Source organism: Sphingomonas sp. AC449, from assembly GCF_979253475.1.
Genome location: NZ_CEEDCZ010000002.1, coordinates 117,627 through 141,723, shown reverse-complemented (window position 1 = coordinate 141,723; position 24,097 = coordinate 117,627). Strand labels below are relative to the sequence as shown.

The window sequence follows — 24,097 nt, the reverse complement described above, 5'->3', positions numbered from 1 at the left end:
ACCCTGTCCGACGCGCGATATGCCGCAGCCGGTGAAGCGGTGCCCGTAAAAAACCATCCGTCTGCCGCGAAAATGATCGGCGCACCCAATTGGAACGTCCGGGCGTTCCCGCGGCATGAGCCAATCAGAATCCCCGCGCTATGCCTATCGTCCGATCATCGATCGCCCGGATTATGACTGGCCCGGGGGTCGTCGCCTCGCGCTGTATTTCGGCATCAACTACGAGGTCTTCGATTTTGGCGGGGGGCTCGGTGCCGAGCTTGCACCTGCAAAGTCTCAGCCCGACGTCATGAATTATGCATGGCGCGACTATGGCAATCGGGTCGGCGCGTGGCGGCTGTTCGACCTGTTCGACCGGCTGCAACTGCGCACGACCGCGCTGCTCAATGCGGACGTGCTCGATCGTTGTCCCGGTCTTGCCGAAGCATGTCGCGACCGCGGCGACGAGATCGCCGCGCACGGCAGCACGAATGCGCAGGCGCAGGGCACGCTGACGAAGCGCGAGGAACGCAAGATCATCGCGAGCGTCACCGACCGGCTTGCCGCGATCGGCGCGCGTCCGACCGGATGGCTGGGGCCGTGGATTTCCGAGAGCGACCACACGCCGGACCTGCTCGCCGAGGCGGGCTATCGCTATGTGCTAGACTGGGCGCATGATGACCAGCCGACGCGGTTGGCGACCAGGACGGGCTCGCTCCTGTCGGTGCCCTATTCGCAGGAGATCAACGACATTCCGGCCGTCATCGCGCGCAAGCAGGAGGCGCACGGGTTCGCGACGATGCTTCAGGACGCGGTCACGCAGCTATTGTCCGAATGCGATCGCCGGCCGGTCGTGCTCGGGGTCGCGCTGCATCCGTATATCATGGGCCAGCCGCACCGCGTGCCTGCGCTGGCCAAGGTGCTGCAGACGCTGCGCGATGCCGACGATCCGCGGATCTGGTGGACGACCGCCGGCGCGATCGCCGACCATGTCGAGCAAGCGGGCGTGGCGGTCTAGACGGTCTCGCCGCGCCTTCTTGGTTCAGGGCTTTGCGCGGGCATGGAGCGCCCGGATGGGGTCGGCGAAGTCGGCCACGGGCCCTTCGACCTCGGCCTTCGCGATGACCGCGGTGATCGGCAACAGCTCGATGCCGAGCGGCGGCCGGCCGAGTTCGTGCATCCAGACGCCAAGCTGCTGCGTCGAGGTGGCGTAGACGATCCGGCCAAGCCCGACGAGGCCGTGGGCCGCCGCGCACATCGCGCAATGCTCGCCCGACGTGTAGGTCACTGCTGCGCGGCGCTCGTCGGGTGAGAGGTGCTCGGCGGCCCAGCGCGCAATCGCGAATTCGGGATGCCGCGTCGCATCGCCCTGCCCGGTCCGGTTGCGATCCTCGAACAAGACCTCGCCGGCGCCCGAGACGAGGACCGACCCGAAGGGCGAGTCGCCCGCATCGGTCGCGATCGTGGCCAGTTCGACGCAGCGTCGCAGGTGTTCAAGGTCGTCTTGGGTCATTGCTAACGATCCATCGTGGCGGGTATCCTAGATGCCGCGGGACGCCTTTTGGTTCCGCATGGGGCCGTGCCGCCCGATGCCCCGCCGCCGGGGACACGGCGTGGCGACGTCCCCGCACAGAGTGGAAACTGCATGTCCGTCTTTCAGCCTATCCTCGCGGGCGCCACGCTGCCCGACCGTCTGATCGCGTGCGTCGGCGCGGCGATCGGCATCGCGCTGACGATCATCGTCTGCGGCGCGTTGCCGCTGTCGACGGTCGACCTCCCGATCATCGTCGCGCCGCTCGGTGCGTCGGCAGTCCTGGTCTTTGCGGTGCCGTCGAGCCCGCTGGCGAAGCCCTGGCCGGTGATCGGCGGAAACATCCTGTCCACGCTGGTCGGCGTCGCGGCATTCCGTCTCGTGCCGGGTACCGCACTGGCCGCGGGCGCTGCGGTCGGCGGTGCGATCCTCGTCATGTCCATCGCGCGGTGCCTCCACCCGCCCGGCGGAGCGGCGGCGCTCACCGCGGTGATCGGGAGTGAGGGGATCCATACCGCGGGCTATGGCTTCGCGCTGACCCCGGTGGGGATCAATTCGGTGGCGCTCGTGCTGGTCGCGCTGCTGTTTCGCCACGTCGTCGCATCCCGGCCCGCCGCCGCGCCGCGCCCCTCGGCGCCACCGCCGGTTCGACTGCACGATAGGGATATCGACGCGGCACTCGCCGACATGCATACCAGTTTCGACATCAGCCGTAACGATCTCGACACGCTGCTGCGTCATGCCGAACGCCATGCGGCCACGCGATTGAAACCTTGAGCGCGTGGTGCCCGGGTTCGGTCAGCAGCGGAACGGCAGCGGCCTAGCCATCGCGCCACGTGCCCCGCGCCACACCGTCGACGGTCCATTCGCCGATGCTCCACCGTATCAGCCGCAGGGTCGGATACCCGATCGCCGCCGTCATGCGGCGCACCTGCCGGTTACGTCCCTCGCGGATCGTGAGCGTGATCCAGCTGTCCGGGATGCTCGCGCGGACGCGGATCGGCGGGTCACGCAGCCACAGCCCGGGATCGGCGATCCGCTCGGCGACGGCTGGACGTGTCGGCCCGTCCTTCAGCACCACGCCGTCACGCAACCGGTCGAGCGCCGCGTCGTCGGGTACGCCCTCGACCTGCACGAGATAGGTCTTGGGCAGCTTGAATCTGGGATCCGCGATCCGCGCCTGCAGACGGCCGTCGTCGGTCAGCAGCAACAACCCCTCGCTGTCGCGGTCGAGCCGTCCCGCCGGGTAGACGCCGGGCAGGTCGATGAACGCCGACAGCGTCTTTCGCACGCCGTCGCTGCCGCGATCGGTGAACTGGCTGAGCACGTCATAGGGCTTGTTGAAGAGGATCAGTCGCGACATCCGCCCGCTCCTAGCCGCTCGGGTCGCGCGGGGGTAGGCGGGTGCGACGGCGGCGTTACGGCGTCGTCGACAATCCCGCCGTCGCGTGTGCCATCCGCGCCCTGCGCCGCTCCATCATCTGGTGCGTGGACACGACGCTCTTCGCGCCTGCCATTTTCGACTGCATCTTGGGCTTGTGGTCCTCGAGCACGCCGAGCGTGATGATCGCGCCGAACGCCATCGCGGCCAGGCCGCAGGTAATGACATTCATCCGCCGATCGGCCTGTTGCTGTTCGCTGGTCATTCGATCAATCCTCCCGCTTCCACGCTTCTGCGATGGGGACAGCGAAAGCTGAACCCGTGAACGCGCGATGAGATCCGCCAGCCGGCACCATGCCAGCCGTCACCACGCCATCGTCACCGACACCGTCGCCAGCGGTACGATCGTATCCGTCGTGCCGCCGGGCGCATCGAGCCGGCGCAACCCGTCGTCGCGGACCAGCGCCAGCACCTCGGCCTGAACCGATGCCGATGCCCCGCCGATGCGGACCGGCTTCGCCAGCGTCAGCCCGGTGCTGCCATAGACACGGTCGCCTGCGCCCGCCGCATAGAAGCCTTGCCACCCTACCCCGACCGTCGCCGGCAGCGTCAGCGTCGCGGCAGACTCCCCGTCGCCGAGCGCGAATTGCGGCGCGATGCCGAGGATCGTGTAGATGCCGCCATCGCCTTTCGTACGTCGCGTGACCGCGACCCGCGGCGCGAGCGCACCGATCGCATCCTTCGCGGAATACAGAAAGCTCAGGCTCGCCTCGTGCGTCGTGGACGCGATCCCGTTCGGACTCGTCTTGATCGCATAGGCAGCCGCCGTCGTCACGCCTTCGACCGGGCGCCATGCCAGTCCGACTATGGTGTTGCTTTCATACCAGGCCCGCGGCCGCACACGCTCCTCGGCACTGGGCGCGTGGAATCCGTTCGAGCTCTGGCCGACGACGAACACGCTTCCCCGGCCATCGGCATCGCGCCGGAGCACAACGGCACCGCCGATGGCGACATGCACGGGTACACGTCCCAGGCCTGCGGCGTCGTCGTCGAGCGCGCCGCGTGCATAGTCGCCGTTGCGGACGTCGAAGGACAGGATCGGATGCACATCGCCCTCACCGACGTCGATCCCGGACAGCGTCGCGTCCTCGGTATCGAGGAACGGGACCGACTGCGCCGATGCAGCGGACGCGGACACCGCGATCGAAGCGGCGACGAGCGACGCGCCCGCCGCCCGCCGAAAACGCCGGGTCACGACGAGCGTCGCACCATCCAGACGGTGTCGCCGGCGTCGTCGACCACAAACACCGCGCCGTCCTCGCGGGTCTGGACGCTAACGGGGCGGCCATAGACCTCGCCCTTCTTTTCGTCCGCGACGAAGCCGGTCAGGAACGGCCGCGGCGCCGCGGTCGGACGCCCGGCTGCAAACGGCACCGACAGCACGTCATAGCCGATGAAACTCGACCGGTTCCACGATCCGTGCCGCGCGACATAGGCGGTCTGCTGCGTCGTCGGCGTCCCCTTGGCGAACGCCAGCCCCAACGCGGCCGCATGCGGCCCGACCGCGACATCGGGCATCAGCGTCGTCGCCAGCAATTCGCGCTTCTCGTTGGCATGCCGGGGATCCTGCTTGCCGTAATAGCTGTACGGCCAGCCATAGAAGCCACCTGGCTTCACGCCGACGAGATAGTCGGGCGAGATGTCGTCGCCCAGTTCGTCGCGTTCGTTGACCGCGGTCCACAACACCGGCGAACCAGGCGCCCACGCCATCCCCACCGGATTGCGCAGGCCCGAGGCGTACAGCGTCTCGCGGCCGCTGCTCAGGTCGATCGCCAGGATCGCGGCGCGACGCTTTTCCTCGTCCATGCCGTGCTCGCCAACGTTCGAGGCAGATCCGACCGAGACATAGAGCGTGCGCTGATCGGGACTGATCAGCAGGTTTCGCGTCCAGTGGTTGTTGTACCCGCCCGCGGGAAGCGCGACGAGCGGCTTGGGCGCTGCATCGATCCGCGTCTGGCCCGGCGTGAACGGGAAGCTGACCACGCCGTCGGTGTTCGCGACGTAGAGCCGGCCATTGGCATACTGCATCCCGAACGGCTGGTTGAGCCCGTCGCGCAGGACGAAACGCTGCTCCGCCACGCCATCGCGGTTCGTATCGCGCAACAGCGTGATGCGGTTTGCGCTGAACCCGGTCGTCTTCGACAACGCCTGTCCCCGCTGGACTTCGGGATCGGCATCGAGCTTCGGCTTGGTCCGCGCCTCGGCGACGAGCACGTCGCCATTGGGCAGCAGCAGAGCCTGGCGCGGATAGTCGAGCCCGCCGGCGAACCTGGTCACCGCGAATCCCTGCGGTGCGACCGGCTTGCGCCCCTCGGGCCATCCGATCGTCCTGGGGTGATTGATCACCGACTTGGTGTCGTAAGGCGCCGGCTGCGATTTCAGGCCGATGACCGGCTGTGCGCCGGCTTTTGCATCGCCCGGTACCTGCGCACCCGCGGATGTCGCCAGCCCGATCAGGCTGGCGGCGACAAGGATCGTTTTCATATTGGCTCCCGGCAACAGATATTGCCTTAACTGTCTGAAGAGCCTCGGTATCCTTCTGCGCGGGAAATCCTGCTGTTTCGCGCTGTGATCGTGAACAACCGATGCCGTCGCCCGTTGTGCAGACGTGCAGCCCCTTCCCTCTTCACCGCGTCCGGAGGCTGCCGGATGGCGTCCGCGACGCCTCCTGATCACGCGGTCGGCACGCGGTTTCGCTCACGGACGATCGATCGTCGACCGGGCGACGGCGCTCGGTGTCGAAATCGTCGAATTGCCCGGCGATCGGCTCAACCTCGACTTCGCCGACGACCCCCGTCGCGCCTATGTCGATGCGAAGGCGACGCTCGCCGTCGTCGTCGCGCCGCCGTCGAAGCGCAAATTCCAGCCGATCGCGCCCAGTGCGGACTGGCGGGTCGACCTTGCCGAGGGCTGCCCCGCGCATTGCAGCTATTGCTATCTGGCGGGGTCGCTCAAGGGGCCGCCGATCACGCGCGTCTATGCCAATCTCGACGAGATCCTCGGCGCGCTCCCCGCCTATCTCGGCCAGGGGATGATCACCACGCGCAGCGCGCACCGCGCGCACGAGGGCACGACGTTCGAGGCGTCCTGCTATACCGATCCGCTTGCACTCGAACCGCTGACCGGGTCGCTGTCGACGATGATCGCGGCGTTTGGGCGCTGGGACGTCGACGCGCAGTTGCGGTTCACGACCAAGTTCGCCGATGTCGCCCCGCTCCTCTCGCTCGATCACGGTGGCCGGACGCGAATGCGGGCATCGCTCAATCCGAAGGCCTTTGCGCGGTTCGAAGGCGGCACCGCGCCCGTCGGCCGGCGTCTGCAGGCATTGCGGCAGATGGCGGAGGCCGGCTATCCGATCGGACTGACGATCGCCCCAATCATCGCCGCGCCGGGTTGGGAGGATGCCTATGCGGGCCTCATCGACGACGTCGCCACCGCGCTGCACGGGCTGCCCGAGCTCGACCTCACGGTCGAATTGATCACGCACCGGTACAATCCCGGGTCGAAGGCCGTGCTCGACAGCTGGTATCCCGGATCGGCGCTCGACATGACCGGCGCCAACCGCGTCACCAAGCGGACCAAGTTCGGGACCGAGAAGCAGGTTTACGACGCCGCGACGATGCGTGCGTTGCGGACGTTCTTCGAACACGCGATCGCGGACCGGCTCCCGCATGCGCGGATCCTGTACTGGACCTAGCTGCCGTTGCCGCGGGGGAGGCCGGGACCCGGCGTTGCCGCCGCCGGTCCCGACCGTCCTGCAACCGCGAACCGTCTAGTAGTGGATCGCGCGGCCATAGGCGGCGAGCACGCTCTCGTGCATCATCTCGCTGAGCGTCGGGTGCGCGAACACCGTCTCCATCAGCTCGGCCTCGGTCGTCTCGAGCTGCCGCGCGACGACATAGCCCTGGATCAGCTCGGTCACTTCCGCACCGACCATGTGTGCGCCGAGCAACTCGCCGGTCTTCGCGTCGAACACCGTCTTCACGAACCCCTCGGCCTCGCCGAGCGCGATCGCCTTGCCGTTGCCGATGAACGGGAATTTGCCGACCTTGAGCTCGTAGCCGGCTTCCTTGGCCTTCGCCTCGGTCATGCCGACGCTCGCAACCTGCGGGCGCGAATAGGTGCAGCCGGGGATGTTCGCCTTGTCCATCTGGTGCGGCGACCCGCCCGCGATCTTCTCGACCGCGATGATGCCCTCATGGCTCGCCTTGTGCGCGAGCCACGGCGCGCCGGTGACGTCGCCGATCGCCCAGATGCCGTCGACATTGGTGCGGCCATAGCCGTCGGTCTTGATGTGCCCGCGGTCGGTTTCGACACCGAGCGCTTCCAGCCCGATATTCTCGGTGTTGGGGACGATGCCGATCGCGACGATCGCGTGGCTGAACGTCTCCTCGACGACCTTGCCGTCCTTGTGCTTGATCTTCGCGGTGACGCCGCTGCCCGATGGCGCCAGACCTTCGAGGCCGGTGCCGGTGAGCAGCTTGATGCCCTGCTTGGTCAGCGCCTTGTCCATGAAGGCGGAGACTTCCTCGTCCTCGACCGGCAGGATCCGCGGGAGCATCTCGACGATCGTCACGTCGGCGCCCATGTCGTTGTAGAAGCTCGCGAACTCGACGCCGATCGCGCCGGAGCCAATGACCAGCAGCTTGGTCGGCATCTCGGTCGGCACCATCGCGTGGCGATAGGTCCAGATCGTCTTCCCGTCGGCCTTGGCGAACGGCAGGTCGCGCGCGCGCGCGCCGGTCGCGACGATGATGGTCTTGGCTTCGAGCTCGACGGTCTTGTTGCCCTGCTTGACGCTCAGCCTGCCTTTTGCGGTCACGGTGCCGACGCCTTCGACGACGGTCACCTTGTTCTTCTTCATCAGGCCCTTCACGCCCGCGTTCAGCTGCCCTGCGACCTTGCGGCTGCGGTCGACGACCTTGGCGAGGTCGAACCCGACATTGTCCGCTTTCAGGCCATAGCTCTCGGCATTCTGCATGTAGTGATAGATTTCCGACGTGCGCAGCAGCGCCTTGGTCGGGATGCAGCCCCAGTTGAGGCAGATGCCGCCGAGGCGCTCGCGCTCGACGATCGCGACCTTCAGGCCGAGCTGGCTCGCGCGGATCGCCGCGACATAACCGCCCGGGCCCGAACCCAGGATGACCAGATCAAAGGTGTCAGCCATGAATAGAGTCCTTCATTGAATCAGGAATTTGCCGGCGGCACGGGCCGCGGTTTGCGGTCGTCGCCGACCGCCACGAAAATGAAACGCGCCTGCGTGACCTTGCAGCTGTCGTTGCTGTGGCGCGCACGGCGCCAGGCCTCGACCTCGATCGTCATCGACGTACGGCCGACCGCGATGAGCTCCGCATAGACCGATACCTCGTCGCCGACGATGACGGGCATGTGGAACTTCATCGCGTCCGCCGCGATCGTGACCGCACGACCGCCGCTGCGCCGCGACGCGACCGATCCGGCGGCAAGATCCATCTGCCCCATCAGCCATCCGCCGAAGATGTCGCCGTACGGATTGGCGTCGGCGGGCATCGCGGTGACGCGGATCGTCGGCGCCTTCTCGGGTGGCAGCTCGCTCACGCCTCGCGCCCGTCTGCCTGCCTGTCGCGCAGGCGGGCCTGCCGCAGCGGCCCGATCCCCATGATCACGGTCACGACCATCGCCGCCGCGCCACACCACCAGATCACGTCCTGCCCGAGCGGATAGGACCAGGCCGCCGCCCATGTGATCGCGACCGCGACCGCCAGCCCGGCGAGGATGTGCAGGATCTCGATGGCCGTCCTGGTCATGACGCGCGCCGGCCCAACCCCGTTCGTGCCGAGCGAAGTCGAGGCACATGGGACTCATGCCCTTCGACTTCGCTCAGGGCGAACGGGAGAGGGGCCACAGCGGTCACGGTCTTACGCCAGCATGCCCAGCGGGTTCTCGACCAGATGCTTGAACGCCTTCATGAACTGCGCACCGTCCGCGCCGTCGATCGCACGGTGATCGAAGCTGCCGGTCGCCGACATCACGGTCGCCACGGTAAGCTCGTCGCCGACGACGTACGGACGCTTCTCGCCCGCGCCGACCGCGAGGATCATCGCCTGGGGCGGGTTGATGACCGCATCGAACTGCGTGATGCCGAACATCCCCATGTTGCTGATCGAGGCGGTGCCGCCCTGATATTCCTCGGGCTTCAGCTTGCCGTCGCGTGCGCGCGCGGCGAGGTCCTTCATCTGCGTCGAGATCGACGACAGCGAGGCGGTGTCCGCGCCGACGATGATCGGCGTGATCAGCCCCGATGGCGTGCTGACCGCAACCGAAATGTCGGCACGCTGGAAGGAGATCAGCTGGTCGGGCGTGAACATCACGTTGCAGGTCGGGACCTGCATCAGCGCGACGGCCTGCGCCTTGACCAGCAGATCGTTGACCGACAGCTTCACGCCGCGCGACTCGAGGCTCGTGTTCAGCTCGCCGCGCAGCTTGAGCAGCGCGTCGAGACGGATGTTCACGGTCAGGTAGATGTGCGGAACGGTCTGCTTCGACTCGGTCAGGCGACGCGCGATCGTCTTGCGCACGTTGCTGAGCTTGGTCGCCTCGTGCGGGATGTCCGGCACGGTCGCTGGCTTGGCGGCAGGCGCCGGGGCGGCAGCGGACGCGGTCGGCGCAGCGGCTTCGGTCTTCGCGGCGGGCGCCGCGCCCGGCTTTGCACTGTCAACGTCGGCCTTGACGATGCGACCCTTCGGCCCCGAACCGGACACCGCGCCAAGGTCGATGCCCTTGTCGGCGGCAAGGCGACGCGCGAGCGGGCTCGCCTTCACACGATCGCCGCTGGCAGCAGCGGGCGCGGGCGTGGGCGCAGGTGCGGCACCAGCATCGGCTGGGCGCCCATGATCCTCCGCCGTCTCCGCCGTCCGCGACACGGGCTTTGCCTCGCTGCCGGTATCGTTCGGATCCTTGGGATCGGGCTTGCTCTCGGATTCCTTGGCGGCGGGCGCAGGCGTTTCGCTCTTGGTCGGCGCCTCGATCGACGATGCGTCCTCGCCTTCCTCGGCGAGGATCGCGATGACAGTACCGACCTTCACATTGTCGCTCGCCTCGGCGACGAGGATCTTCGCGATCACGCCTTCATCGACCGCCTCGAACTCCATCGTGGCCTTGTCGGTCTCGATCTCGGCCATGATGTCGCCGGACTTCACGGTGTCGCCTTCCTTCACCAGCCATTTGGCGAGGGTGCCCTCCTCCATGGTCGGCGACAGGGCAGGCATTTTGATCTCGATCGACATGGATTTCCCCAGGGCGTTACGTAACGGCACGCCTACTCGCGCCCCCGCCCCTCCGGGTCAACCCCGCGGCGGTGTCATCCCCTTGCGCGAACCGCATCCGCACGTCACCAAGAGCGCGAAAACGGGAGGGGAAACGAGATGCGCGTCTATCTGGTGGTGATCGACGAATCGCCCGAAGCGGGGATCGCATTGCGCTTCGCCGCGCGCCGTGCGGTGAAGACCGGCGGCGGCGTCGAGATCCTCACGCTGATCCCGCCGCAGGAATTCATCGCCTTTGGCGGTGTCCAGGCGACGATCGAGGAGGAGGCGCGGCTGCATGCCGAGGGTCTCGTCGCGGCTGCGGCAGGGACGCTGATCGACGAATCCGACCTGCGGCCGTCGATCACCGTCCGCGAGGGCGAAGGCCCCAAGATCATCCGCGAGATGATCGCCGCCAACCCGGACATCGCCGCACTCGTCCTCGGTGCGGCCGCGAGCGGTGCACCGGGCGACCTGATCGCGCATTTCTCGGGCACCGACGCGGGCGCGCTGCCGGTGCCGGTGATGATCATCCCGGGATCGCTGACGAGCGAGGCGATCGACCGCCTGAGCTGACGGCGCGTCATCCTTACGACCTCGTCATCCTGACGACCCCGTGTCGCCGAACGACCCCGTCATCCCGAAGACCCGTCATCCCGAAGACCCGTCATCCTGACGAAAGTCAGGATCCAGAGCCACAGGCGCCACCATCGGAACCCTGGATCCTGACTTTCGTCAGGATGACGGCGGTGGGGGATGGCGGCGGTGGGAGGTAACGGCGGCACGTGACGGAGATGAGACGCTAAACCACGCAAATCCCACACTCCCCGCTTGAGCTCCCCGCCCGAAGCCGCCACGATGGCGGCGATGCCAATCCTCGCCCTCCCGCTGCTCGCCGCAGCCGCCGCCGCGCTTCCCGCGCCCTCCGCCGCCCGCCTCAAGGCCGATGTGACCGCGATGGTCGGGTTCGGTACGCGCCACACCGCCTCCACGACCACCGATCCGAAGCGTGGCATCGGTGCCGCGCGCAGCTGGGCCGCGGCGCGCTTTACCGAGATCGGTCGCGGCTGTGGCGGCTGCATCACCGTCGAACGGATCGGGCGCACCGTCTCGGGTCCGCGCGCACCGACCGGCGTCTATGTCGAGGACGTGCTCGGCATCCAGAAGGGCCGCGACCCGAACCGCGTCATCATCGTCGGCGCGCATATCGACAGCCGCGTGACCGACGTCATGAACGTGACGAGCGATGCGCCGGGTGCGAACGACAATGCCTCGGGCGTCGCGCTGGTGCTCGAGGCGGCACGCGCGCTGTCGACGCGGACGTTCGATGCGACGATCGTCTACGCGGTCTTCTCGGGCGAGGAGCAGGGGCTGTGGGGCGCCGAACTGCTCGCCGACACCGCCAAGGCGCGCGGCTGGGCGGTCAGCGCGATGCTCAACAACGACATTGTCGGCAACACGGTCGGCCAGGGCGGCGTGCGCATGGCGTCGAGCGTCCGGGTCTTCTCCGAGGGCATCCGCGCGTCCGAGGATCTCGCCGCGCAGATCGGCCGCCGTGCCGAGGGCGGCGAGGACGACGGCCCCAGCCGCGCACTTGCCAAGACGATCGACGGCATCGCGCAGACGATCCCCGGCGGGCTCGACGTGATGCTCGACCGTCGCCCCGACCGGTTCGGCCGCGGCGGCGATCACGAGCCGTTTCTCAAGCTCGGCTATCCGGCAGTGCGCTTCTCCGTCGCCGCCGAGAACTGGGATCGCCAGCACCAGGATCTGCGCACCGAGAACGGGGTCGAGTATGGCGACACGATCGCCGGGATGGATTTCCCGTATCTCGCCAAGGTGACCGCGATCAACGTCGCGACGCTCGCGCGCCTCGCCGCCGCGCCCGCCGCGCCCGCCGACGTGACGATCGCCGGCGCGCTGTCGCGCGACACGCAGGTGAAATGGGCCGCAGTGCCGGGTGCTGCAGGCTACCGCGTCCGCTGGCGGCGCAACGATACGCAGGACTGGAAGGACACGCGGGATGTCACCGCCACCGAGACGCTGCTCCAACAGACCCCCGTCGACGATCACTTCGTCGGTGTGTCTGCCCTGAGCGCGGACGGCAGCGAGAGCACCGTGACCTTCGCCGGCCGCGAACGCCGCCGCTAGTCGCGGTCGAGCGTCCCCGCGCGCCGCCTATCTGGTGGCGCGCGACTTCACGTACCGCGTCTTGGTGCGTGTCGTGCGGGGGCCATGCGTCGTGTAGCGGACCGGCTCGGTGATGTATTCGGTCGTCGTCGTGGTCGTCGTGACCGGCGCCGACTGGATCACCACCGTCGTCGACGACCCGCCCGGATAACGCCGGACCGAGGGATAGGCCCCTCCCGTCGTCGTCACGGTCGTCATGCCGTCGGGCGACACCCAACGCCCACCCGCGAGGCCTGCACGGCCATCGACATAAACCGGGCGGTCTTCGTAGCCCGGATCGTCATAGCCCGGCCCATCATAGCGAAGATCGTCATAGCCACGCCCGTCGAAATACCGATCGCTGGCGCGCGGGCCGTCGTAGTCGGGATCATCGTACCGGGGACCGTCAAAGCCGCGCCCGCCGTCCACGGCACCCGCATAGACCCGACCGGCATCCCGGTCGCGATGGTCCGGACCACCACGTCGCGGCGGCAAGGGCGGCGGCGCGGGACGGCCACGGTCCTCGGCCTTGTCGATGGCATAGCCCGCCGCCGCGCCGACGCCCGCGCCGATCAGCGTCCCGCCCAGCCGGTTGCCACGCCCCGCGATGACGTTGCCGGCCAGACCACCCACCGCGGCGCCCGCGACGGCGCCGCCCGCGCCCGTGTCACGCCGCGGTGGCGGGGACATCGTGACGCGGTCGTCGCCCTGCAGCCCGCGTGGGGCCGCGATGCGCGGCGCGGGATAGGCCGGCCGGGCGGTCGCCGAAGTCGTCCGGTCGACCTGCGCATAGTCGACACCGGGGCGCACGGGCCGGTCGACCCGGTCCCAGTCGAGCCCACCCATCGTGTCGTACACCGATCCGCGACTGTCGATGAGGACCGCATCGTCGTAATAGCGCGTCCAGGCATAACCCTGCGGTGGTTGCGGCAACGCATAGCTGGACCAGTCGTTGACCGCGAACCGCGGCGCGATCCAATAGGGCGGCAACGCCGAACCGCGCGTCGGTCGGCGGTAGCTGTTCCAGCCGCCAGGGGCGTTGGCACCGGCCCACCAGCGCCCGCCGACCTTGCTGCCCCAGCGCGCACGGCGCGGCGTTGCGGCGGTCGGCGTCGCGGACTGGACGAGGCGCGGCGCGGCAGCCGGGCGGGTGCCGACAGGCGGCGCAACCGGGCGGGCCACGGCCGCGGGCCTCGCACCCGGCGCGCGATAGGTCGTGCCTGGCGGCTGCTGGGCCACGGCGAGGCTGCCCATCGCGGCGAACGCCAGTCCGACGCCTGCAATCACCCTGTTCCGCATCGTCTCGCTCTCCCTGCGCCCGTCACCCCCGCCGCATCTCGGCCACGCGGTCTGCGCTGGATACCAAAGCGGTGACCGACCTGCCAGCAACGAGACAGTCCCGATTCGGAGCACCGCGCGGTGGTCCAGCCGCTCAGGCCATCCGCGACGCCAGCAGCGCGACGAGCTTCTCACAGCCTGCCGCATCCTCGCGATCGAACCGCGCCGGCTCGGGACTGTCGAGATCGAGCACGCCGATCAGTCGCCCGTCGATGACGATCGGCACCACCAGTTCGGACCGGCTGGCCGCGTCGCAGGCAATGTGCCCGGGGAACGCGTGCACGTCCTCGACCAGTTGCGTCGTGCGCTCCGCCGCAGCGGTGCCGCACACGCCCTTGCCCATCGCGATCCGGATGCAGGCGACCTTGCCCTGGAACGGCCCCAGCACCAGTTCGCCGTCGACCGCGCGGTAGAACCCGGCCCAGTTCAGGTCGGGCAGATATTCCCAGATCAGCGCTGCGGCATTCGCCATGTTCGCGACCGCATCGCGCTCGTCATGCGTCAACGCGTCGAGCGCGGCGAGCAGGTCGCGGTACAATTCGGCCTTCGAGCCACCGGAAATATCGAACTGGTACATGATCGCCTTTCAATCACCGCGTCCTGTGGATGCGCATCTAGAGCGGGGCGACCGCCGCGCCAACCGGCGCCCGCGGAAACGATGCTTTGCAAAAGGCCGTGGAACCCGATCGATCCGTACACGCGCACCGATCGATCGCAGCGGTCAGTCAGACGCCGGCTCAATCCTCGCGGACGCGGCCCCGCCCCGCCTTGACCGAACTGCGCACCTTCTTCGTATCCACCCGCCGGGCCTTGGCCGCCTTGGACGGCTTGGTCTTCACGCGCCGCGCCTCGCGCTGCTCCGCCTGTGCGATCAGCTCCAGCACCCGCTCGCGCGCATCGGCGCGGTTGGCCTCCTGCGTGCGGAAGCGCCGCGCGGTCACGACCAGAACGCCGCTCGCAGTCATCCGGCTGCCCGCCGCGATCTTCAGCCGGCGGTACGTCTCGGGATGCAGACCAAGCGCGAAGACGTCGACGCGCAGCTGGCACGCGGTCGCAACCTTGTTGACGTTCTGCCCGCCAGGCCCGGACGCCGCCAGGAACCGCTCCTCGATCGCCCCCTCGAACAGGGAAGCGCCGGGCAATTCAGCCATTGTCGGATTCGGCGTCGGTCTCCGCGACGACCGGAGCGGGTGCGTCGGGTGACTCGGGCTCGGCATCGAACCCGGCGACCGCGAACCGCTCGGGCAACGGCGCCACGCCGATGACGTCGGGCTTGCCCGCGCGTGGCACGACGAGCTTCTGCGCGTGGAGCATCATGCCCAGCGGGTCCTTGCGGCCATAGACGGGATCGCCGACCACCGCCGCACCCAGGCCCAGCGCCGCATGGACGCGGATCTGGTGAGTCCGCCCCGTCTGCGGGATGAACTCGACCAGCGATCGCCCGTCGCGACTCGCCAGCACGCGCCAGCCCGTCCGCGCCGCCTTGCCCTTGGGATCCTCGACCATCCGCCAGCCCTCCGCGGCGGTGCTGACCTTGCCGAGCGGAATGTCGATCAGACCGCTCTCCTCTGCCGGCACGCCGTCGAGCACCGCGAGATAGCGTTTCGATACCAGCCCCTGCTCGAACGCCTGCTGCAACCGCGCATGCGCCTTGGGATTGCGCGACAGGAGCAGACAGCCGCTCGTGTCGCGATCGAGGCGGTGGACCGCCATCGGCCAGCGCTGAAAGCCGAACTTCAGGCTTTCGAGATGGTTTTCGAGGCTGAGCGAGCCGTCACGAGGGGGATCGACCGGCAGCCCTGCGGGCTTGTCGATCACCAGGGCCTCGCCGTCGAGGAAGAGTACGCGTTCACCATGCATTGCCCGCCCTTGCCAGTATCGGCGCCCGCATGCCAGAGCCTGCATCATGTTGCGTTGCACACTCCTGCTGGCGGCGCTCGTCGTTCCAGCCGTCGCCGAGGCGCAGCTTTGCGCCGGACAAAGCGCCGCGATCGCCGCCGACGGGCGCGCCTTCGGGCATCTTCCCTACGGGGACGCGCCGCTCGACGAACTCGTCGCGACTCCGGCCGAATTCACGATCGGGCAGCCATGCATCGTCCGTCGCGACATCCTGCCCGACCTGCTCCGCCTCATCGCAGCGGCGCAGAACGATCCCGCCGTCATGGGCCAGATCCGCGGACTGTCCTGCCAGCGCTCGATCGCCCGGCAACGCAGCGTCTTTTGTCGCGAGTCGGGCGCCGATGCCTCCGATCGCGCGATCTCGGTCGCGCCGCCCGGCTATAGCGAGCATTCGACGGGCTATGCGCTCGACTTTGCGGTGCGTCCCGCCAATGGCTGCCCCGATGCCGAGGCGTGCATGGCCGCCACCCCGGCCGCGCGCTGGCTTCGGGCCAACGCGCCCCGCTTCGGGTTCGAGCAGAGCTTTCCCGGCGGCAACAAGCAGAACGTCAAATGGGAGCCGTGGCACTGGCGCTGGGTGGGGACCAGCGGCGACGCCCCCGGGGCTGCCAGGGCGCGTTTCGTCTTCGCCAAGGCCCGAAGCCTCTATCCGGCCGACCCCGGCATCCAGCCGATCGTCGTCCGCTTCACCGCGGCGCCGCCGATTCCCGTGATTGCGGCCCCGGCGATCGATCCAAAGAAAAAGCGCCGCAGACGCTGATCGCGGCTGCGGCGCTTTCGCCATCGGTTCGTCGAGCTCGTCTTACTTGAGCTTGGCGGCCGTCTCGGCAATCCGCTTGCCCTGATAGCGCGCGCCGTCGAGCTCGACGCTGCTCGGCATGCGGCTACCGTCGCCATCTGAGATCGTCGTCGCGCCGTACGGCGAGCCGCCCTTGACCTCGTCGACACCCATCTGCGCCTGGAAGCCGTAATCGAGCCCGACGATCGTCATGCCGTGATGGAGCAGGTTGGTCAGGATCGAGAACAAGGTCGTCTCCTGCCCGCCATGCTGGCTCGCGGTCGAGGTGAACGCGCCGCCGACCTTGCCGACCAGTGCGCCCGAGAACCACAGCCCGCCGGTCGTATCCCAGAACGATGCCATCTGCGCGGGCATCCGGCCGAACCGCGTGGGCGCGCCGACGATGATCGCGTCATAGTCCTTCAGCGCGTCGGGGCCCTCGATTTCGGCATGCGCGCTGTCGGTCTTGAAATGCGCGGACTCGACGACGGCCTTCGGCGCGGTTTCCGCCACGCGACGGATATCGACGTCGGCCCCGCCGGCGCGCGCACCCTCGGCGACGGCATCCGCCATCTGCTCGATATGGCCGTAGGACGAGTAATAGAGGACGAGAACCTTGGTCATGCAGACTATCCTTCGCGTGAGATGCCCTTCCGCGTTTGGAAGGGCGGAGTGTTATTCCGAGTCCACCAGAACGATCTCGGCGTCGTCTTGAGCCGTGATCGTCACCGTCTGGCCGCCCGAAAGCGCCGCGCCATCGCGCGCGGCATAGCTTTGGTCGTCGATCGTGATCGCGCCCGTTGCGGGCACCAGATAGACGTGGCGTCCGTCGCCGATCGCATAATCGACGCTGTCGCCGGCCTTCAGCGTCGCCGCGAGCACCCGCGCGTTCGCACGGATCGGCAGCGCGTCGGCATCGTCGGCAAAGCCGCTGGCCAGCGTCACGAACTGCCCCGACCGCTCGCCCTTCGGGAACGGCTTGGCGCCCCAGCTCGGCGAACCGCCCTTGCGGCTTGGTTCGATCCAGATCTGGAAGATCGTCGTCGTCTCCGGCTCGAGATTATACTCGGCATGCCGCACGCCCGATCCGGCGCTCATCACCTGGACGTCGCCCGCCTCGGTACGCCCCTTGTTGCCGAGCGAATCCTGGTGCGTGATCGCGCCGCTGCGGACATAGGTGATAATCTCCATGTCCTGATGCGGATGCGGCGGAAAACCCGACTGCGCGCCGATCTCGTCGTCGTTCCAGACGCGGATTGCGCCCCAGCCCATCCGGGCGGGGTCGTAGTAATTCGCGAACGAAAAATGATGCCGCGCCTTGAGCCAGCCGTGATCGGCGTGGCCAAGACTTTCAAACGCGCGACGCTCCGCCTTGACGGGGGCGGTCGCGCGGGAAGTGCCGAGAGTCGTGGTCATTGCATGTCTCCACCTGTTGGCACCAAGATAGGCGATGCGATCACGCCGTAAATAGAAACGCTGGAAACCAATCGTTTCGGTCGCTAGCTTTAGCGCTTTGCAGCGGAGAGCCCGTCCATGCGCCTGCCCGATCTCGAAGCCTGGGCGATCTTCGCCAGCGTCGTCGAGCATCGTTCGTTCAGCGCCGCCGCGGATGCGATCGGGTTGAGCAAGGCGACGGTGTCCAAGGCGATCACGCGTCTCGAGGCGCATCTGGGCCAGTCGCTGTTCCATCGCACGTCGCGCCGCCTCGCGCTGACGGAAGCGGGCAAGCCGCTTGCCGAGCATGCCGCACGCATCCTCGCCGAAGCCCGGCTTGCCGAGGAATCGGCGAACGATGCCGCCACCGCGCCGACGGGGCGCGTCCGGCTGGCCGCGCCGATGAGCTTCGGCATCACCAACGTCGCGCCGCTGCTCGCGGAATTCCTGCTCGCGCATCCGGGGATCGAGATCGACCTGCATCTGTCCGATGCGCGCGTCGACATCGTCGCGGAGGGGTTCGACGTCGCGCTCCGCATCGCCGAACTGCCCGACAGTTCGCTGCGCGCGCGGCGATTGTGCACGATCCAGACGCATATCGTCGCAGCACCCGCCTATCTCGCTACCAACGGAACGCCGACGCACCCGGGGCAACTCGGCGAGCACCGGCTGATCGGCTATTCGAACGTCGTTGGGCCGTGGCGCTTTCATGGCCCGGGTGGTGCCGACGTGTCGGTGCGTCTGCAGGGACCGCTGACCGCGAACAGCGGAGAGGCGGTGGTTCCGGCGCTGATCGCGGGGCTTGGCATCGCGCGCCTGCCCGATTTCATCATCGACGCGCATCTCGCGTCGGGGGCATTAGTGACGATCCTCGACGACTGGGCGCCCGCGCCGATCGGCCTCCATCTGCTCACCCCGCCCAGCCCCTTGCGTCCTGCGCGCGTCGAGACGCTGATCGCGTTTCTCGGCGCTAGGCTGCGCGACCCGGGCTGATCCGCCGGGCGATCGTTCGTGCCGCTGCGATCGGCTGACGGGGGAACAATGCGGCGTGCCGGGCACTTGCAACATAGATCGTGAAAGGAAACCGATGCCCGTACAGCCGCTGTTCCGGACCGTGACCGCATGACCGTACCGATAGCCCCTGCCCCGCCGACGACGCTCGTGATCTTCGGCGCGATGGGAGACCTGACGCGCCGCCTCCTGATGCCCGCGCTGACCAACATGACCCGGCTGGGCATGCTGGGGGCGGACTTTTCCGTACTGGGGATCGGCATCGAGCCCGGCGATGACGCCGCGTTGCGTGGCGCGCTCAGCGATTTCCGCCAGCAGGCCGGCAGCCATGCCACGCCCGACCAGGACGAAGCATGGTCGAAGCTGCAACAGCACATCCATTATATTCAGGGCGATTTCACGCAGGACGCGGTCTACGACCAGATCAAGGCGCGCGTGTCGGGCAATGCCGCGTTCTATCTGGCGGTCCCGGCCAAGTTCTTCGGCGACATCGTCGACAAGCTCGCCGATCACGACCTGACCAGGGAGCAGCGCAACGCGTTCCGCCGTATCGCGATCGAGAAGCCGTTCGGCCACGATCTCGCATCCGCGCAGGCGCTCAACGCGCGCATCCTCGCCAAGGTCGCCGAGACGCAGGTGTACCGGATCGACCATTTCCTCGGCAAGGAAACCGTCCAGAACATCATGACCGCGCGCTTTGCGAACATGATGATCGAGCGTGTCTGGAACGCGGACTGTATCGCCCATGTCCAGATCACCGCCGCCGAGACCGTCGACGTCGGCACGCGCGGCCGCTTCTACGATGCCACGGGTGCGCTGCGCGACATGGTGCCCAACCACCTGTTCCAGCTGCTGGCGATGGTCGCGATGGAACCGCCCGCGAGCTTCGACGCCGAAGCGGTGCGCAACGAGAAGGGCAAGGTGCTGAAGGCGGTCCGGCGTTACACGCCGACCAAGGCCCGCCGCAACGGCGTCCGGGGTGTCTATACGCACGGGCGGATCGGCGAGCGCGACGTCGCCGGCTTTACCGAGTCGCCCGATATCGCCACCGACAGCACGACCGAAACCTATGTCGCGCTCAAGCTCATGGTCGACACATGGCGCTGGGCGGGTGTGCCCTTCTACCTGCGGACGGGCAAGGCGATGGCGATTCGCGACACCGAGGTCGTCATCACGTTCAAGCCCGTCCCCTTCGCGCAGTTCCACAAGACCGCTGCCGAAATGCTGCCCCCCAACCGGCTGATCATCCAGATCCAGCCCGACGAGGGCCTGAGCATGGACATCAACATCAAGCGCCCCGGGCTCGAAGTCGACACCGCGCCGATCGCGCTCGATTTCCGCTATGCGGATCGGTTCGATATCGGCGCGATGACGGGATATGAATCGCTGATCCACGATCTGTTCGCCGGCGACCAGACGCTGTTCCAGCGCGCCGACGCGATCGAGGCAGGCTGGGCCGCGGTTCAGCCGTTCCTCGACATATGGGCAGAAGATGGCGCGCCCGACCCGTATCCCGCGGGAAGCCTGGGTCCGGACTCCGCCGACGCCCTGCTCGAACGCGACGGATTTCACTGGCATTCCCTCGCGCCTGCCGGAAATACTACGCCGTGATGGTCCATAAATCGGCGCGAAGTCTTTACGTGCAGGTCGCACGCTTCCGCGCGAAACTTGTCGTATTCGTGCAAAAACACAGCGACCTTACGCACTTAAGTCGAAATTAACCTTTTGCCTTCAGATGTTGTTTGGTTAATGAATCAAGGCGAATAGCGGAGCAGGGGCTGTCGCGTTCGTAAACGGGGAACGACCCATGCGCGTGCTGTTGATCGAGGACGAACCGACCACCGCCAAGGCGATCGAGCTCATGCTCACGACCGAAGGATTCAACGTCTACATCACCGACCTCGGTGAAGAAGGCCTCGATCTGGGCAAACTATATGATTACGACATCATCCTGCTCGACCTGAATTTGCCGGACATGCACGGCTACGACGTTCTGAAACGTCTGCGCGTGGCGCGCGTCGCGACCCCGGTGCTGATCCTGTCGGGCGTCAACGAGATGGACTCGAAGGTCCGCAGCTTCGGGTTCGGTGCCGACGATTACGTCACCAAGCCGTTCCACCGCGAGGAACTGATCGCGCGTATCCACGCCGTCGTCCGTCGCTCGAAGGGGCACAGCCAGTCGGTCATCCGCACGGGCAAGCTCGCGGTCAATCTCGACGCCAAGACGGTCGAGGTCGACGGCAGCCGCGTCCACCTGACCGGCAAGGAATATGCGATGCTCGAGCTTCTCTCGCTGCGCAAGGGCACGACGCTCACCAAGGAAATGTTCCTCAACCACCTGTATGGCGGGATGGACGAGCCCGAACTGAAGATCATTGACGTCTTCATCTGCAAGCTGCGCAAGAAGCTCAGCCTGGCCTGCGACGGCGAGAACTATATCGAGACCGTCTGGGGCCGCGGCTATGTCCTGCGCGAGCCCGACGAACTGGTCGAAACCCAGGTCGCCTGACGCGCCATCGACGGACAATGAAAAGGACCGCGGAGCCAGGGGCGCCGCGGTCCTTTTCATGTCGATGCTCTCAGGCCCCGATGCCGGCGGCGCGCTGCGACGCACCGCCCCCGTCCGGCACGGACGCCGCGCTTATTTCCGCTCCCACATCTTCTCGCCGCCGATCCAGGTCTGTTCGACCTTGGTCGTCCGCAGGTCGGTGGGCGACGCGAGCGTCGGATCACGATCGACGATGATGAAGTCCGCACGCTGCCCCGGTGCCAGCGCACCGAACTTGGTTTCCGCAAACCCCGCATAGGCGGCGGCCCCGGTCATCGCCCACCACGCCTGCTCGCGCGTGATCAGTTCCTGCGGCTGCCATCCGCCCTGCGGCTGGCCATCCGCATCCTGCCGCGTGAACGCCGCGGCCCAGGTCGCGAACGGGTCGGGCTTCTCGACCGGGAAGTCGGTCCCAAATGCGAGCTTCGAGCCATTGGCCAGTATCGACTTCCACGCATACGCGCCCGTCAGGCGGTTCGGCCCGAGCCGCGCCTCGGCCATTGCGCGGTCGCTCGTCTGGTGCGTCGGCTGCATCGACGCGATCGTGCCGAACTTGCCGAAACGCGGAAGGTCGGCGGGATCGACGATCTGCGCATGCTCGACACGCCAGCGCCGGTCGCCGGTGTAGGTCTCGCTCTCGACCTGGATCGCGTCGAGCACCTGCTGATCGGCCTTGTCGCCGATCGCATGCACCGCGACCTGGAACCCGTCCATAGCCGCGCGGCTCATCTGGTTCTGCAGTTGCGCATCGGTCAGGAACCCCAGACCCGTCTGCCCCGGCGCATCGGCATAGGGCTTGAGCAGCCACGCGCCGCGCGACCCCAGCGCACCGTCCGCGTACAGCTTCACGCCGCCCATCCGGAGATGGTCGGCATACAGCCACGGTGTCGGCCCCTTGCCGCCGATCCGCCCCGCGGTCTCGACGCCCAGCGCATAGCTCATGATCCGCACCCGGAGCCCGCCCAGATCTGCCATCCGGCGATAGGTCAGCCAGTCGTCGAGCGTCGTCCCCATGTCCGCGACCGCGGTGACGCCATACTCCAGCAGGATCCGTTGCGCGGTCAGGAACGCGGCGTCGCGCTCCTTGGGGAGGGGTTGCGGCACCACCTTCTCGATCAGCGCCTGCGCGGCGTCGACGAACACACCCGACGGGGCGCCGCCGCTTTTCTCGATACGCCCGCCAGCAGGGGCAAGCGTCGCCCCGGTGATCCCCGCCTCGCGCATCGCGACGCTGTTCGCCCAGCCCGCATGACCGTCCGCGCGCGACAGCCAGATCGGATGCCCGCCCGCCACCGAGTCGAGATCCGCGGCGGTCGGAAAGCGTCCCAGCCCCCAGGTCTCCTGGTTCCAGCCGCGTCCAAGGACCCATTTGCGATCGGGGTTGGCGGCGACATACGCCGCGATCAGCGACTTCGCCTCGCCCAGCGACTTGGCCGACGACAGATCGAGCGACAGCGCGCCGAAGCCGAGCTCGAGGACATGGCCATGCGCGTCGACGAACCCCGGCAACGCGGTCTTGCCGCGCATGTCGATCCGCCAGTCGTACAACGGCTTGCCCGCGTTCTTCTTCAATTCCTTGCGGCTGAGCTTCGGCGGTTCCTCGCCCGGCGGGACCAGCCGCGTGACGCGACCGTCCTTGTCGACCAGGATCGCCTTGAACCGGATGAGCTTGCCGCCCTCGGCGACCGTGATGCCGTTGACGTTGTCGACGATCCCGTCGGCAAAGGCGGGACCGGCGAGCAGCGACGCTGCCGCCGTCGAAATCAGAAAACGCTTCACTTGGGCAATCTCCGCACCAACGCGCTCGTATCCTGGCGAGCACCGCCCATCGCTTGGACATCGGCATAGAATTGATCGACGAGCGCCGCGACCGGCAGCACCGCACCATTGCGGCGCGCCTCGTCGAGCGCGAGCCCCAGGTCCTTGCGCATCCAGTCGACCGCGAAGCCGAAGTCGAACTCGTCCCTCGCCATCGTCGGCCAGCGATTGACCATCTGCCAACTCTGCGCCGCGCCGCCCGAGATCGCCTCGAGCACCTTGTCGAGATCAAGCCCCGACATTTGCGCGAACCGCAGCGACTCGGCGACGCCCTGGATCACGCCGGCGATCGCAATCTGGTTGCACATCTTCGTCGTCTGCCCGGCGCCCGCGTCGCCGACATGGACGATCCGTGCTGCATAGGCCTGCATGAAGGGTTCGGCCTTCGCCATCGCCGCCGCCGAACCGCCGCACATGATCGACAGCTTGCCGCTCTCGGCGCCCGCCTGTCCGCCCGAAACCGGCGCATCGACGACCAGCGCACGCTCCGCCGCGAGCCGCCGTGCGATCGCTGCGGATACCGTCGTGTGATCGACGAACACCGCATCGTCGCGCATCGCTGCGAACGCGCCGTCCTCGCCGAGCGTCACCGATGCCAGATCGTCGTCATTGCCGACGCACGCGAACACCGCATCCGCCCCCGTCGCGGCTGCCGCGGGAGTCTCGGCGACGGTCCCGCCATGTTTCTCGGCCCAGGCCCGCGCCTTGGCCTGCGTGCGGTTATAGACGACGACGTCGTGCCCGGCGGCGACGAGATGCCCCGCCATCGGGGCGCCCATCACGCCGGTCCCGATGAATGCCAGTTTTGCCATGCCCCAAGCGCATAAGCGGTGTTTCCCCTGCGCGCCAGATGGTCTAGCGCATCGCG

26 protein-coding genes are annotated in these 24,097 nt (G+C 67.7%); 9 read left to right on the top strand and 17 right to left on the bottom strand.

What is annotated here, in order from left to right:
* Positions 1-115: 115 nt before the first annotated feature.
* Positions 116-997: a polysaccharide deacetylase family protein gene (locus AC0CH3_RS04290; protein WP_056020979.1), complete on the top strand. Its 882-nt coding sequence runs from the start codon at positions 116-118 to the stop codon at positions 995-997.
* Between the two features lie 24 nt (positions 998-1,021).
* Here AC0CH3_RS04290 and AC0CH3_RS04285 read toward each other — a convergent pair whose 3' ends face one another.
* Positions 1,022-1,492 carry a nucleoside deaminase gene (locus AC0CH3_RS04285; protein ID WP_354302169.1) on the bottom strand — a complete coding sequence of 157 codons (471 nt, stop codon included), beginning with the start codon at positions 1,490-1,492 and terminating at the stop codon, positions 1,022-1,024.
* Between the two features lie 132 nt (positions 1,493-1,624).
* Between AC0CH3_RS04285 and AC0CH3_RS04280 the strand changes: the two genes are divergently transcribed.
* Positions 1,625-2,287, top strand: coding sequence for an HPP family protein (locus tag AC0CH3_RS04280; protein WP_354302167.1), 663 nt, complete (start codon positions 1,625-1,627; stop codon positions 2,285-2,287).
* Between the two features lie 43 nt (positions 2,288-2,330).
* On the opposite strand, the gene AC0CH3_RS04275 is transcribed toward AC0CH3_RS04280, so the two are convergent.
* From AC0CH3_RS04275 to AC0CH3_RS04260, 4 genes are all read right to left on the bottom strand, one after another.
* Complete coding sequence (locus AC0CH3_RS04275; protein WP_354302165.1) at positions 2,331-2,873, bottom strand: pseudouridine synthase; 543 nt, start codon at positions 2,871-2,873, stop codon at positions 2,331-2,333.
* 55 nt (positions 2,874-2,928) lie between these two features.
* Positions 2,929-3,156: a hypothetical protein gene (locus AC0CH3_RS04270; RefSeq protein WP_354302164.1), complete on the bottom strand. Its 228-nt coding sequence runs from the start codon at positions 3,154-3,156 to the stop codon at positions 2,929-2,931.
* Between the two features lie 99 nt (positions 3,157-3,255).
* Positions 3,256-4,146, bottom strand: coding sequence for a hypothetical protein (locus AC0CH3_RS04265; protein ID WP_354302162.1), 891 nt, complete (start codon positions 4,144-4,146; stop codon positions 3,256-3,258).
* Positions 4,143-5,435: a PQQ-dependent sugar dehydrogenase gene (locus AC0CH3_RS04260; protein WP_354302160.1), complete on the bottom strand. Its 1,293-nt coding sequence runs from the start codon at positions 5,433-5,435 to the stop codon at positions 4,143-4,145. The genes AC0CH3_RS04265 and AC0CH3_RS04260 overlap by 4 nt, the downstream gene beginning before the upstream one ends.
* A 124-nt stretch (positions 5,436-5,559) precedes the next feature.
* On the opposite strand from AC0CH3_RS04260, the gene AC0CH3_RS04255 reads away from it, so the two are divergent.
* Entirely contained in the window at positions 5,560-6,648 is a 1,089-nt protein-coding gene (locus tag AC0CH3_RS04255; RefSeq protein ID WP_465237632.1) for an SPL family radical SAM protein, read from the top strand.
* A gap of 75 nt (positions 6,649-6,723) precedes the next feature.
* On the opposite strand, the gene lpdA is transcribed toward AC0CH3_RS04255, so the two are convergent.
* The 4 genes from lpdA to AC0CH3_RS04235 form a co-directional block, all read right to left on the bottom strand.
* Positions 6,724-8,118, bottom strand: a complete 1,395-nt coding sequence (lpdA, locus tag AC0CH3_RS04250; protein WP_354302156.1) for a dihydrolipoyl dehydrogenase — start codon at positions 8,116-8,118, stop codon at positions 6,724-6,726.
* A 20-nt stretch (positions 8,119-8,138) separates the two neighbouring features.
* Complete coding sequence (locus tag AC0CH3_RS04245) at positions 8,139-8,480, bottom strand: acyl-CoA thioesterase (RefSeq protein ID WP_333997048.1); 342 nt, start codon at positions 8,478-8,480, stop codon at positions 8,139-8,141.
* 44 nt (positions 8,481-8,524) lie between these two features.
* Entirely contained in the window at positions 8,525-8,737 is a 213-nt protein-coding gene (locus AC0CH3_RS04240) for a hypothetical protein (protein WP_354302154.1), read from the bottom strand.
* A gap of 111 nt (positions 8,738-8,848) precedes the next feature.
* Entirely contained in the window at positions 8,849-10,216 is a 1,368-nt protein-coding gene (locus tag AC0CH3_RS04235) for a pyruvate dehydrogenase complex dihydrolipoamide acetyltransferase (protein ID WP_354302152.1), read from the bottom strand.
* Positions 10,217-10,354: 138 nt separating this feature from the next.
* Between AC0CH3_RS04235 and AC0CH3_RS04230 the strand changes: the two genes are divergently transcribed.
* Together AC0CH3_RS04230 and AC0CH3_RS04225 are read left to right on the top strand one after the other, a co-directional pair.
* Positions 10,355-10,810, top strand: a complete 456-nt coding sequence (locus AC0CH3_RS04230) for a universal stress protein (RefSeq protein WP_354302150.1) — start codon at positions 10,355-10,357, stop codon at positions 10,808-10,810.
* Positions 10,811-11,092: 282 nt separating this feature from the next.
* Positions 11,093-12,385 carry a M20/M25/M40 family metallo-hydrolase gene (locus AC0CH3_RS04225; protein WP_354302148.1) on the top strand — a complete coding sequence of 431 codons (1,293 nt, stop codon included), beginning with the start codon at positions 11,093-11,095 and terminating at the stop codon, positions 12,383-12,385.
* A gap of 27 nt (positions 12,386-12,412) precedes the next feature.
* Here the strand turns inward: AC0CH3_RS04225 and AC0CH3_RS04220 are convergent, their stop codons facing one another.
* The 4 genes from AC0CH3_RS04220 to AC0CH3_RS04205 form a co-directional block, all read right to left on the bottom strand.
* Positions 12,413-13,702, bottom strand: coding sequence for an RcnB family protein (locus AC0CH3_RS04220; RefSeq protein ID WP_354302146.1), 1,290 nt, complete (start codon positions 13,700-13,702; stop codon positions 12,413-12,415).
* A gap of 133 nt (positions 13,703-13,835) precedes the next feature.
* The gene (locus AC0CH3_RS04215; protein ID WP_354302144.1) at positions 13,836-14,318 is read right to left on the bottom strand and encodes a GAF domain-containing protein; all 483 of its coding nucleotides are present in this window, start codon (positions 14,316-14,318) and stop codon (positions 13,836-13,838) included.
* 160 nt (positions 14,319-14,478) lie between these two features.
* A complete protein-coding gene (arfB, locus tag AC0CH3_RS04210) occupies positions 14,479-14,892 on the bottom strand; it encodes an alternative ribosome rescue aminoacyl-tRNA hydrolase ArfB (RefSeq protein WP_056020931.1) in 414 nt (137 codons plus the stop codon).
* A complete protein-coding gene (locus AC0CH3_RS04205) occupies positions 14,885-15,601 on the bottom strand; it encodes an RluA family pseudouridine synthase (RefSeq protein ID WP_056020928.1) in 717 nt (238 codons plus the stop codon). The genes arfB and AC0CH3_RS04205 overlap by 8 nt, the downstream gene beginning before the upstream one ends.
* Before the next feature lie 46 nt (positions 15,602-15,647).
* Between AC0CH3_RS04205 and AC0CH3_RS04200 the strand changes: the two genes are divergently transcribed.
* Positions 15,648-16,400, top strand: a complete 753-nt coding sequence (locus tag AC0CH3_RS04200) for a M15 family metallopeptidase (RefSeq protein ID WP_354302141.1) — start codon at positions 15,648-15,650, stop codon at positions 16,398-16,400.
* Positions 16,401-16,442: 42 nt separating this feature from the next.
* Here AC0CH3_RS04200 and wrbA read toward each other — a convergent pair whose 3' ends face one another.
* Together wrbA and AC0CH3_RS04190 are read right to left on the bottom strand one after the other, a co-directional pair.
* On the bottom strand, positions 16,443-17,042 hold the full coding sequence (gene wrbA, locus AC0CH3_RS04195; protein ID WP_056020922.1) for an NAD(P)H:quinone oxidoreductase: 600 nt from the start codon (positions 17,040-17,042) through the stop codon (positions 16,443-16,445).
* 51 nt (positions 17,043-17,093) lie between these two features.
* The gene (locus AC0CH3_RS04190) at positions 17,094-17,834 is read right to left on the bottom strand and encodes a pirin family protein (protein WP_354302139.1); all 741 of its coding nucleotides are present in this window, start codon (positions 17,832-17,834) and stop codon (positions 17,094-17,096) included.
* A 117-nt stretch (positions 17,835-17,951) separates the two neighbouring features.
* Here AC0CH3_RS04190 and AC0CH3_RS04185 point away from each other — a divergent pair, with 117 nt between their 5' ends.
* The 3 genes from AC0CH3_RS04185 to ctrA all read left to right on the top strand — a co-directional run bounded on the left by AC0CH3_RS04185 (position 17,952) and on the right by ctrA (position 21,372).
* The gene (locus AC0CH3_RS04185; protein WP_056020917.1) at positions 17,952-18,845 is read left to right on the top strand and encodes a LysR family transcriptional regulator; all 894 of its coding nucleotides are present in this window, start codon (positions 17,952-17,954) and stop codon (positions 18,843-18,845) included.
* A gap of 129 nt (positions 18,846-18,974) precedes the next feature.
* Positions 18,975-20,474, top strand: a complete 1,500-nt coding sequence (zwf, locus tag AC0CH3_RS04180) for a glucose-6-phosphate dehydrogenase (protein WP_354302138.1) — start codon at positions 18,975-18,977, stop codon at positions 20,472-20,474.
* A 196-nt stretch (positions 20,475-20,670) separates the two neighbouring features.
* On the top strand, positions 20,671-21,372 hold the full coding sequence (ctrA, locus tag AC0CH3_RS04175; protein ID WP_056020911.1) for a response regulator transcription factor CtrA: 702 nt from the start codon (positions 20,671-20,673) through the stop codon (positions 21,370-21,372).
* A gap of 132 nt (positions 21,373-21,504) precedes the next feature.
* Here ctrA and AC0CH3_RS04170 read toward each other — a convergent pair whose 3' ends face one another.
* Positions 21,505-23,190 carry an amidohydrolase gene (locus AC0CH3_RS04170; protein WP_354302136.1) on the bottom strand — a complete coding sequence of 562 codons (1,686 nt, stop codon included), beginning with the start codon at positions 23,188-23,190 and terminating at the stop codon, positions 21,505-21,507.
* Entirely contained in the window at positions 23,187-24,041 is an 855-nt protein-coding gene (locus AC0CH3_RS04165; RefSeq protein ID WP_354302134.1) for an NAD(P)-dependent oxidoreductase, read from the bottom strand. Before AC0CH3_RS04165 ends, AC0CH3_RS04170 begins: the two co-directional genes overlap by 4 nt.
* Positions 24,042-24,097 lie beyond the last annotated feature (56 nt).